Source organism: Hoeflea sp. (assembly GCF_039975035.1).
GTDB lineage: Bacteria > Pseudomonadota > Alphaproteobacteria > Rhizobiales > Rhizobiaceae > Hoeflea.
In genome coordinates, this window is the sequence record NZ_JBDWHW010000166.1 from 1 (window position 1) to 9,408 (window position 9,408).

General features: G+C 57.7%; 6 protein-coding genes. 1 reads left to right on the forward strand and 5 read right to left on the reverse strand.

What is annotated here, in order from left to right; all coding sequences use genetic code 11:
• The 3 genes from lon to ABJN75_RS15225 form a co-directional block, all read right to left on the reverse strand.
• Positions 1 to 2,334: endopeptidase La (gene lon / locus ABJN75_RS15215; protein WP_348440428.1), on the reverse strand; the 2,334-nt coding region annotated here is incomplete at its 3' end.
• Between the two features lie 259 nt (positions 2,335 to 2,593).
• Positions 2,594 to 3,256: a response regulator transcription factor gene (locus tag ABJN75_RS15220; RefSeq protein ID WP_348440429.1), complete on the reverse strand. Its 663-nt coding sequence runs from the start codon at positions 3,254 to 3,256 to the stop codon at positions 2,594 to 2,596.
• Positions 3,253 to 5,103, reverse strand: a complete 1,851-nt coding sequence (locus tag ABJN75_RS15225; RefSeq protein ID WP_348440430.1) for a 7TM diverse intracellular signaling domain-containing protein — start codon at positions 5,101 to 5,103, stop codon at positions 3,253 to 3,255. The genes ABJN75_RS15220 and ABJN75_RS15225 overlap by 4 nt, the downstream gene beginning before the upstream one ends.
• Positions 5,104 to 5,438: 335 nt before the next feature.
• Between ABJN75_RS15225 and ABJN75_RS15230 the strand changes: the two genes are divergently transcribed.
• Complete coding sequence (locus tag ABJN75_RS15230; protein WP_348440431.1) at positions 5,439 to 7,118, forward strand: sulfatase-like hydrolase/transferase; 1,680 nt, start codon at positions 5,439 to 5,441, stop codon at positions 7,116 to 7,118.
• 174 nt (positions 7,119 to 7,292) lie between these two features.
• On the opposite strand, the gene clpX is transcribed toward ABJN75_RS15230, so the two are convergent.
• Together clpX and ABJN75_RS15240 are read right to left on the reverse strand one after the other, a co-directional pair.
• Positions 7,293 to 8,573 carry an ATP-dependent Clp protease ATP-binding subunit ClpX gene (clpX, locus tag ABJN75_RS15235; RefSeq protein WP_348440432.1) on the reverse strand — a complete coding sequence of 427 codons (1,281 nt, stop codon included), beginning with the start codon at positions 8,571 to 8,573 and terminating at the stop codon, positions 7,293 to 7,295.
• Positions 8,574 to 8,890: 317 nt separating this feature from the next.
• On the reverse strand, positions 8,891 to 9,408 hold a 518-nt coding region (locus tag ABJN75_RS15240; protein WP_348440433.1), incomplete at its 5' end, for an ATP-dependent Clp protease proteolytic subunit.

Here is a 9,408-nt window from a genome sequence, read left to right on the forward strand (position 1 = left end):
GACCAGGGCATGGCGCAACACGTCGCTCATTTTGGCCACCGGAATGATTTCCAGTCCGTTTTTGACATTGTCCGGGATCTCGGGGAGATCCCTGGCATTGTCTTCCGGAATCATCACGGTCTTGATGCCGCCGCGCAGTGCAGCAAGCAGTTTCTCCTTGAGGCCGCCAATCGGCAGGATCCGGCCACGCAGGGTGATTTCGCCGGTCATGGCGACATCACGGCGCACCGGAATGCCGGTCATGATCGATACGATCGCGGTGGCCATGCCGACACCGGCCGACGGGCCATCCTTCGGCGTTGCGCCTTCAGGCACGTGAACGTGAATGTCGCGCTTGTCGAACATCGGCGGCTCGATACCGAAATCCACTGCCCGCGAGCGGACATAGGACGCAGCTGCCGAGATCGATTCCTTCATCACGTCACGCAGGTTACCGGTCACCGTCATCTTGCCCTTTCCGGGCATCATGACGCCTTCGATGGTCAGCAACTCGCCACCCACTTCAGTCCAGGCCAATCCGGTTACCACGCCGACCTGATCGTCGAACTCGGCTTCGCCATAGCGGAACCGCGGCACGCCGAGGTAGTCGGAGAGGTTGTCCACATCAACGTTGACCGACTTGGCCCCGGTCTTGAGGATCTCGGTCACCGCCTTGCGCGACAACTTCATCAGTTCACGTTCGAAGTTCCGCACGCCGGCTTCGCGGGTGTAGGTCCGCACGATCTGCAACAGCGCCTCGTCGGTGATCTGGAATTCTTCCGGACGCAAGGCATGATCACGTACGGCCTTGGGCAAAAGATGCCTGCGGGCGATTTCCTGCTTCTCATCCTCGGTGTAACCGGCGATGCGAATGATCTCCATCCGGTCCATCAGCGGCGCCGGGATGTTGAGCGTGTTGGCCGTGGTGATGAACATCACGTTGGACAGGTCGTACTCAACCTCGAGGTAATGGTCCATGAAGGTCGAATTCTGTTCCGGATCCAGCACCTCGAGCAGCGCGGAAGACGGATCGCCGCGGAAATCCTGCCCCATCTTGTCGATTTCATCGAACAGGAACAGCGGGTTGGTTTTCTTGGCCTTCTTCATCGATTGCACGACCTTGCCGGGCATCGACCCGATATAGGTGCGGCGGTGACCACGGATTTCGGCCTCGTCGCGTACGCCGCCAAGCGCCATGCGCACATATTCGCGACCGGTCGCCTTGGCGATCGATTTGGCAAGCGAGGTCTTGCCGACGCCGGGAGGCCCGACAAGGCAGAGGATCGGACCCTTGATCTTGGACGAACGGGCCTGCACCGCCAGATATTCAATAATCCGCTCCTTGACCTTTTCCAGACCAAAGTGATCGATCTCGAGTACCTTTTCAGCTGCATTGAGGTCAATCTTGATGCGGGACTTCTTGCCCCATGGCAGACCAAGGAGCCAATCGAGATAATTGCGCACGACGGTGGCCTCAGCGGACATCGGGCTCATCTGCTTGAGCTTCTTGAATTCGCTGTCGGCCTTTTCGCGGGCTTCCTTGGAAAGCTTGGTCTTGGCGATGCGGTTTTCGATCTCGGCCATTTCGTCACGGCCATCCTCGCCGTCGCCAAGCTCCTTCTGGATCGCCTTCATCTGCTCATTGAGATAATATTCGCGCTGAGTCTTCTCCATCTGCCGTTTGACGCGGGAGCGGATGCGCTTTTCCACCTGCAGCACCGAAATCTCGCCTTCCATGAAGCCGAGCGCTTTTTCCAGGCGGCCCTTCACGGAAATTGTCGAGAGCATGTCCTGCTTCTCGGGAATCTTTATCGACAGATGCGAGGCCACAGTGTCCGAGAGCTTGGAATAATCGTCAATCTGGCTCGCCGCGCCGACAACCTCGGGCGAGATCTTCTTGTTGAGCTTGACGTAGTTTTCAAACTCCGAGACGACCGAGCGCGACAGCGCCTCGATTTCGACCGGATCTTCGTCCGGCTCGATCAATTCAACGGCGCGGGCTTCGTAATAGTCTTCACGGTCGGTGTAACCGGTCACTTCAGCGCGCGCCCGGCCTTCGACCAGCACCTTGACGGTGCCATCGGGCAATTTCAACAGTTGCAGCACATTGGCGATGGTGCCGATGTCATAGATGCCTGACGGCTCGGGATCGTCGTCGCTGGCATTGATCTGGGTGGCAAGCATGATCTGCTTGTCCGAGCCCATGACTTCCTCAAGCGCATGGATCGACTTTTCGCGGCCGACGAACAGCGGCACGATCATGTGCGGGAAGACAACAATGTCGCGCAACGGAAGGACGGGGTAGATACCTGCCTCTTCGGGCGGACGTGATGAACTCACATTTTTTTCCGGCATATGATTTCCTTTCCTGGCCCTGCCGGGCCGATTGGCAACGCGGGGCGCGGCCCCGGTTCATCCAGCAACCGCTATTCGCGTCCTTTTGGGGCAAAAAGCCCCTTGCACTCTAATTGGATAACCGGCGACCCGGTTTCAAGACGGACAAACACCGGTAATTGCTCCATTTCCGATTCGAGAGAATATTAGACAATGAAAGTGGCGGGAAGCTGGTGCAGTGCGAAAAACGGGCAAAATACCGGCTTATCACTGTTGCGGATCAATCGACAATCTGGTCGCGGTGGCGGACGGCCAGCTCCAGCAGCTTGTTGGGGCCCTTTGCCCCCAGCTTCGCGGCCAGGCTGACCCTGTGAGCCTGAACCGTGCGCACGCTGATGAACAGCCTTTCCGCGATTTGCTTGCTGGTCATGGATTGCGTCAGGAGCGCCAGGACCCTCCGCTCCGCATCTGACACCTTGCGCAGTTTTTCAGCCAAGGCATGGTCCGACAGATCGCCGACACTCTCATGGCTTTTGCGCCCGATGGATTCGCTGGTATAAAACTCCCCCTCGCCGGCGATGGCCGCAGCAAGTTCGGATTGCGCGTCCTCCTTGGCCATGAAACCTGCTGCGCCGAGTTCGCGGGCGCGCTGGACGAACGACATGTCGGTATGCATCGACAGGATGAATGCCCTGGTGGCGGGTTGATTTTGCCGGACCCATTCGAGCACGCCGAAGCCATCGATCAACGGCATCGAGAGATCGGCAACCAGAATGTCGGGGTGGAACATGCTGAGTTTGGCGATGCAGCTTTCACCATCGGCGGCTTCAGCGACGATCTTGACTCCCAACCCGCTAACCAGACAATTGACGACACCGGCCCTGAAGATCGGATGATCATCGCACACAATTGCCGTTTTTTCCGGTGATGTTGCCGTTTTCATTGACTGGCCGCCTTTCCATCCGCTGTTACCGGAAACGACGCCTCGATCCTGACGCCACCCAAGCTGCTTTGCGACAGCCGCCACCGCCCACCCAAACCGCGGATCCGCTCGTCGATCGACGTAAAGCCCAGGCCAAAAGATGGCTGGCTGGATATCGGCAACGGCTCAATTCCGCCGCCATCATCCTCCACGCACAGATGCAACCTGTCATCTTTTCGGGTGATGGTCGCCTTGCAACTGGCGGCGCCGGAATGACGGCTGACATTGGCCAGACACTCCTGGACGATGCGATAGACATGCAATTTCGCATCCATCCCCAACAACCCGTCGTCGAAATCGATGGAGGTTTCAACTTCGATCTGGCTTGACGTCTCCAGATGTTCAAACAGTGCCTCCAGCGCCTTTTTGAGGCCAAGATGACTGATCGCTGCCGGATGCATCTCCTTGGAAATCCGCCGCAACTCGTTGAGCGCCGTGGTCGTGGATGAAATCAGCGATGGCAGCGCCGCCTTCCAGGTCCTGGTTTCCGGCTCGCGCTCAAGCTTCTTCAGACTGCCCAGCACCACGAGAAAATCCTGAGCCACGCCATCGTGAAGCTCCTTGGCAAGACGCTGACGTTCGGCATCCTGGGCGGCGATGGTTTTTGCGACCCCTTCCGCCCGCAGTGCCATCATCTTGAGGCTCAGTGCGCGATGCGCCAGTTCGCCCATGCGAAAGCGCGATGCAATTGCCAAAGAAAACAGGATCGCCTCCAGACACAGTGTCACTTCCAGCAAATTGTTGTCGATCAGGCCGGTCCGTACGCCGAGCAATTTCTCAAGAAACACAAAAGCTGTGCCGGGGATCATGGCGAAACCAAGCGGAAACAGCAAAATGCGGGCCTGCCGGCTGCCCCTCCATGCCCGCCGTGCAACCATGGCGCAGGCAATCAGGAACAGTGCTGCCGCGCACAAGAGCAGCACGGGTTGCAGCATCCAGTAGGGCAACAGCACAGCGCACAGCATCACCGGGGTTGCCAGGATGGCAGGAACCAACAGCGGCCAGCCGCGTCTGACCGGCTCGCCATCGTCCCGCAGGAATCCCCACATGAAAGCACTTCCGAAAACCAGCCCGCTGTACAGTGTCGCGAGCAGGATGGCGTTGCTCCATTCCTGACGATGCTTCCAGACATAGGCTACGCCGTAGCCCGAGAGATAAAGTGCGAGGAATAGAAGCGCGCAGATGGTCAATGCATTGAGCAGGAAGACCGGAGACCGCACGAAAACACCAACAAAGCCATTGTAGACGATGGTGGCGAAAAGAATGCCCATGAGAAAGGTCTTGAGCAGGTGATCGGCGCGGTCGATTTGTTCCAATGCCTGCAAGGACTGGACGGCAAGCTGCAGCGTGGTCAGCACCGGTTGGTGCACCCGCACATAAAGATCGCTCCCCGCGAGCCTGTCGCGCAACGGCAGGACCATTTGCGGCGAGGCATAGGCCCGGTCCGACATGGCCACGAGATCACCGGTTCTGACCGAGTGCCAGCTTGAGCCGTCGTTGGATCTGAAATAGGCGACCGCCTCATCAACGACGAGATTGAGGATGATCAGGTCAACCGCCGCCAAACCGTCGACCTTGAGCCAGATCGGGTCTTCGCCATACCATGTCCGCAAGGATGAGACCGTTTGCCCGAACTGGCTGCCACCGCAACAAATATCATCAATCGTGGCTTCGGGCGCCGCATCGCGCAGAACGGAGAATGCAAGCAACCGCGTGGGTTGGTTCTGGGCACGGACTTCGCCAACGCCGGAGAATACAGCGAGGCCTCCGGCAAGGAGCCACAAGAAAACAAGGCGCCTTGCGGCCACGGAACACCGCCTTCGAAGTCCCGCACCAGACAGGCCGTCGATCAAGCCGCGGTCCGGGCCGCGCCAGTTGGACAATAAAGGGCAATTTGCCGTTATCATCGGCGCATCAAATCCCAGTCAGCCACGGAAGGAAATAGGTACATCTACCTAAGATTTAGGCAGGTCTGCCAATAAGCAACGCGGTTGGCGCAGCAATGCCCGACCCAGGCGAAGGCCGATCCGATTGCGTCTGGCGGAAAAGCCCGTCCCCAAGGCCGTTAGGGTTAATACTTCATTGGGTTGGGATCCGGCGGCAAAAAGTGCTCTTAGTCTCCTTTGTTGACCGGAGTACCAGTATGGCGCTGCTACAGAAAATTTTGAATTTTGCATTCAATCCGATTGCAGCCATTGTGGCGACGCTCCTTGGCACGGCGTTTCTTTACCTGCTCGAAAAGCAAGCGGGCAACATGCCCTTTGTCCTGCTTTGCAATGCAGGAATCGCTGCCATGCTGTTCCTGGCGAGCCGCAGACTGTACTTTTCGATTTACGCAACCCTCGCGTTTGCGACGCTGATTTCCATCGCATCGACGCTCAAATACCGAACCAAGGGTTTCGATCTGCATATCTATGACATCATCTTCACCGGAGCCGACCCTAAAGCCGCGGCCTTTCTGCTGGATGCATTCACTATTTACGTCGTGCCCTTCGCCGGGCTCCTGCTGTTGGGTATCGCAGCGGTCACATTGATTTTCGTCAGGGAGCGCACCAGCGCGATCGCCGCTCCATGGCGGGTCGGGTTTCTGGCGCTTACAATTGCGCTGATCCCGATGAGTTATCCGCTCAGAGCCGACGAACCGCGATATTTCCACTATCTGGGTGGCTTCAACGCATCGTCCTTTTTCGTTTCCTTTCTGGATCTCCGCGATGCCGCTCTGGGCCGGGGCATTGCCGACCGCTTTGCGTCGATGCCAGCGGGTGAACCTTTCGATGCAACTCAAACCTGTGACTCGGCCGCTACAAAGCCCGACCTTTTCGTGGTGTTGTCGGAAAGCCAGACGGATCTCAGCCGACTGGATCAGTACGGACTTGATCAGCAGTTCTCCGACCGCTTCAAGTCCGCGGATGGAACCCGGCACAGCTTGCAGGTGGAAACCTTTGGTGGCGGCACCTGGATATCAAATTTCTCGCTGATGACGGGATTGTCCAGCCTCGATTTCGGCTGGCGCGCTCCCTATTTGACCACGGCCATGGAAGGCAAGATCCATCAATCCCTGGCGACAGAGCTTGCACGATGCGGCTACAGAACCGCTGTACTGATGCCGATGGAACACGGCTTCGTCAACGAGGGTCCGTTTCTCGAATCCATCGGGTTCGATGATATCCTCGATTACGACCGCATCGGCGCCAGCGAGTACGCCCATGAAGACCGGTTCTATTTTGAAGCCGCTCGGGACTTCATCTCGGAGCATCGCAAAACCGACGGACGCCCATTGTTCCTGCAGGTGCAGACCATGTTCGCGCATTCGCCCTACTCCGACAACAGGACCGAGGCCGGTACGCCCATGACCGGGAAGAGTGGAATCGGGGAACTCGACGAGTATGTCGGGCGCGTCGCCCAGTCCCAGCGGGATTTTGACTGGTTTCTCGATCAGGCAAAGGCGGAGAGCAAGACCCATCCCTCGATCGTGCTGGAGTTTGGCGACCACCAATCCTTTGCCACACGCGAACTGATCGAGAACCTCAATCCGGATTTCGCCATTGATGACCTCTCCTCCTCGGCCTACCGGACCTATTTCACGCTTCACGGCAACGGAACACCGGTCGACATGAGCCCGTTCGATTTCCCGGTCCTTGATATCGGCTATCTCGGGGCCTCGCTTCTGGAGGCTGCGGGGTTGGCCAAGTCGCCCATGCTCACGGATCTTCTGGCACTCAAGACCCGTTGCAACGGGCGTCTGCATTCATGCCAGGATCGGGCGGCTGTCGACAGACACCTGCAACGACGGATTGCCTCGGGCTATCTGGACATCAATTGACAAGGCGTCGCCAAGAACAGGATCTCTCACCACGCGGCTGACCAGCGCGGTGACAAGCAATAACGATGAAGTTGTCAGCTCACACCGAGCCAAGGCCTGAAACCAGATAGATCCCAACAAAAAACCCTCCGGGTGAGCCCGGAGGGTTTGATCTGTCACGCAGGCTTTTTGCGGTCAGGCCGAAGCCGATCCTTTGGCCTCATCATCGCGCTCCGAGTAGATATAGAGCGGACGCGCATTGCCGGTGACCACCTCGTCGGAGATGACGACTTCGCGCACACCTTCGAGTGTCGGCAGTTCGAACATGGTATCGAGCAGGATTTTCTCCATGATCGAACGCAGTCCGCGTGCACCGGTCGCACGGATGATGCCTCGCTTGGCGATTTCAACCAGTGCACTTTCGTGGAATGTAAGTTCCACATCTTCCATCTCGAACAGACGCTGATACTGCTTGACCAGCGCATTCTTCGGCTGGGTCAGGATCTGGATCAGAGCATCTTCATCAAGATCTTCAAGCGTTGCCAACACCGGCAGACGACCGATGAATTCCGGGATCAGGCCGAACTTCACCAGATCTTCAGGCTCGAGCTCGCGCAAGACGGCACCGACACGGCGTTCGTCCTGGGCGCGGACATTGGCGCCGAACCCGATCGAGGTCTTTTCGCCACGCGCTGAAATGATCTTGTCGAGACCGGCGAATGCGCCGCCGCAGACAAACAGGATGTTGGTGGTGTCAACCTGCAGGAATTCCTGCTGCGGATGCTTGCGGCCACCCTGTGGCGGCACGGACGCAACCGTGCCCTCCATGATCTTCAGAAGTGCCTGCTGAACGCCCTCGCCCGAGACATCGCGGGTGATCGAAGGATTGTCCGACTTGCGCGAGATCTTGTCGACCTCATCGATGTAGACAATGCCGCGCTGGGCGCGTTCGACGTTGTAATCAGCCGACTGCAGCAGCTTGAGAATGATGTTCTCGACATCCTCACCGACATAACCGGCTTCGGTCAGTGTCGTGGCATCCGCCATGGTGAACGGCACATCGATGATGCGCGCCAGCGTCTGCGCCAGATAGGTCTTGCCGCAACCGGTCGGACCGACGAGCAGGATGTTGGACTTGGCCAGTTCCACTTCGCCAGACTTGGACGAATGGTTGAGCCGCTTGTAGTGGTTGTGAACCGCCACAGAGAGAATTTTCTTGGCCTGGTGCTGGCCGATCACATACTCATCGAGAGTAGCGATGATCTCCTGGGGAGTGGGAACGCCATCACTCGCCTTGACCATCGAGGATTTGTTTTCCTCGCGGATGATGTCCATGCACAATTCCACGCATTCATCACAGATGAACACGGTAGGACCGGCAATGAGTTTGCGCACTTCATGCTGGCTCTTGCCGCAGAAAGAGCAATAAAGGGTATTCTTGGTATCGCCGCCGTTGCTGCCGCTGACCTTGCTCATTTCACTTTCCTTCCCGCAATCCAGGCATCAAGCCCGGATGTATGGCGCCTGGCCGCCCAAAACACCGCGCGGCGTCAAGGCATACAGGCAATCTCGGGGTACAAATCCGAACTTCAGGTAAACATTCCTGACGCCGGTGGCAACGAATCCCCGTCAATCTGACAATTCTATGTCAGATAAATTGAACATAGACTTAACACCTATATTAGCGCGCTCAAGCGCTCGCACCACCCCAACCACACGAAAACGTGTTGCCGGAGAGGCGCAATAGCCGTGAAAACTCGCTTGCTTCAAGCCGTATAGCCGCAAACCCACGCTTAGTCCGTGGATTCGATGTATTCGCGCTTGTCGATAACCCGGTCAATAAGGCCAAAATCGAGCGCTTCATCCGCTGTCATGAAATGATCGCGGTCGAGGGTTTTCTCCACTGTCTCGTAATCCTTGCCGGTGTGCTTGACATAGATGTCATTGAGCCGGCGCTTCATCTTGATGATGTCCTGGGCGTGGCGCTCGATGTCGGACGCCTGTCCCTGGAAGCCACCGGAAGGCTGGTGCACCATGACGCGCGCATTGGGCGTGGCAAACCGCATGCCCTTTTCACCGGCGCACAACAGCAACGATCCCATCGACGCAGCCTGTCCGACGCACAGCGTCGAAACTGCCGGCCGGATGAACTGCATGGTGTCGTAGATCGCCATCCCGGCCGTGACGACGCCACCGGGTGAATTGATGTAGAGTGCGATTTCCTTCTTCGGATTCTCTGCCTCGAGAAACAGAAGCTGGGCGCAGACCAGTGTCGCCATGTGATCTTCAACCGGGCCGGTGATGAAGATGA